Below are 982 nucleotides of genomic sequence, written 5' to 3'. Positions count from 1 at the left end.
GCTGCGCTGGATCGCCTTTTTGCGTGCCTGGTTGCAGGTGGTGCGGGAGCGTTCCTCAACGTGCTCAAGCACTATGCGGCTCGCAAACATGGCAATGGAGGTTTGACAGGGGTTTTTCAGGGACGACTCATTATTGCGCGTGAGTCGTTTGATCTTTCCATTATTGGTCAGCGTGACTGGAACACGGTCTCGGCAATGGGGTCGACAAATGTAGTGAGCGAATATCGCGCGCTGCACTCCGCCAACAACCCGTCGAGGCCGCTAAATACGTACGGCAAGCTCCGTGCAATTCGCGTCAATATTTTGAGTATTACCTTGATTGGCGGCAACGGGAAGGCATATACCGGGGCAACCGTGCGCTTCCAGCGAACCGTTTATGACAAGAACTCCACGGTTTCGACGTTACTGGATAACAAGATCGCCACGATGGGGTTCGTCTACCAGGATAATCTTGAGATGAGCGATAGCCTGAGGGTGGAAAATCCTCTGGGCTTTCGGGTCACTGATTACCGCGTAGATAATGATTACTCCGCGCTGCCCGTTGCCCCAGCGGCTGGCGCGGTTATCAATGCTCAGCCTCAGGCAGCAGTGCAGCAGCAGGTCATGCAGCAGCCGATGCCTGGGATGGCCGATCCAAATGCAGCAGGTGCCGCCATTGCACCTCAAGCGGGCGTTCCGCTGCAACAAGGCATGCAGCAACAAGGTGGCGCGCCTCAGCAACAGGCGCAGCCAGCATTTCCTGATCAAATGCAGCCGGCCGGTCAGCTGCAAGCGCAGCCTGCAATGCAACCCCAAGGGATGCCCAAGAATGTCAATGGAGCAAGTGGTCGATGAAAATTTTTAACCGATATAGGGGGCGGTCTCAAGATTCAAGTGCAACAGATGATTTGAAGGCGGCGATTTCCGCTTCCATTGCTTCGCTAGGCGTTTTCCAGCCCAGTGTCTGGCGAGGACGGGTGTTCATCAGTAACGCGATGTGATT

2 pseudogenes are annotated in these 982 nt (G+C 55.2%); one reads left to right on the top strand and one right to left on the bottom strand.

From position 1 onward, the window contains the following. Positions 1 to 123: 123 nt before the first annotated feature. A pseudogene (locus tag F7R02_RS25560) lies at positions 124 to 834 on the top strand (VirB8 family type IV secretion system protein); the annotation flags it as partial. A gap of 28 nt (positions 835 to 862) precedes the next feature. Here the strand turns inward: F7R02_RS25560 and F7R02_RS27675 are convergent. After that, a pseudogene (locus F7R02_RS27675) lies at positions 863 to 982 on the bottom strand (IS30 family transposase); the annotation flags it as partial.

This window comes from Xanthomonas cissicola (assembly GCF_008801575.1).
Classification (GTDB): domain Bacteria; phylum Pseudomonadota; class Gammaproteobacteria; order Xanthomonadales; family Xanthomonadaceae; genus Xanthomonas; species Xanthomonas cissicola.
The sequence above is the reverse complement of the archived record's forward strand: the minus strand, read 5'-3'. Positions and strand labels throughout refer to the sequence as shown.